We start from the raw sequence: 366 nt of genomic DNA, 5'->3' as shown, positions 1-366 counted from the left end.
AAATGGCATATCATATGCAAATAAAAAATGGCACGCCCTGAGAGATTCGAACTCCCGACCTTTTGATTCGTAGTCAAACGCTCTATCCAGCTGAGCTAAGGGCGCAAAATATATATGGAGCGGACGACGGGAATCGAACCCGCGACCCTCGCCTTGGCAAGGCGATGCTCTACCGCTGAGCCACGTCCGCATACTGTGGTGCGCGTGGAGGGACTTGAACCCCCACATCCGAAGACGCTAGATCCTAAGTCTAGTGCGTCTGCCAATTCCGCCACACGCGCAACTCTTAAAAGTGAGCCATGAAGGACTCGAACCTTCGACACCCTGATTAAAAGTCAGGTGCTCTACCAACTGAGCTAATGGCTC

The 366-nt window shown here is 52.2% G+C and carries 4 tRNA genes; all 4 read right to left on the bottom strand.

Features of this window, described 5'->3' with window-relative positions:
* Positions 1-28 precede the first annotated feature (28 nt).
* The 4 genes from ACE3MQ_RS27375 to ACE3MQ_RS27360 all read right to left on the bottom strand — a co-directional run bounded on the left by ACE3MQ_RS27375 (position 29) and on the right by ACE3MQ_RS27360 (position 366).
* Positions 29-105, bottom strand: a tRNA-Arg gene (locus ACE3MQ_RS27375).
* Between the two features lie 10 nt (positions 106-115).
* Positions 116-190 (bottom strand) — tRNA-Gly (locus ACE3MQ_RS27370).
* A 6-nt stretch (positions 191-196) separates the two neighbouring features.
* Positions 197-281 (bottom strand) — tRNA-Leu (locus ACE3MQ_RS27365).
* Positions 282-293: 12 nt separating this feature from the next.
* Positions 294-366 (bottom strand) — tRNA-Lys (locus tag ACE3MQ_RS27360).

The sequence above is a fragment of the Paenibacillus lentus genome (genome assembly GCF_042714055.1).
Lineage (GTDB): Bacteria > Bacillota > Bacilli > Paenibacillales > Paenibacillaceae > Fontibacillus > Fontibacillus lentus_A.
Note: the sequence above shows the minus strand (reverse complement) of the source record. Positions and strands in the feature narration are given on the sequence as shown.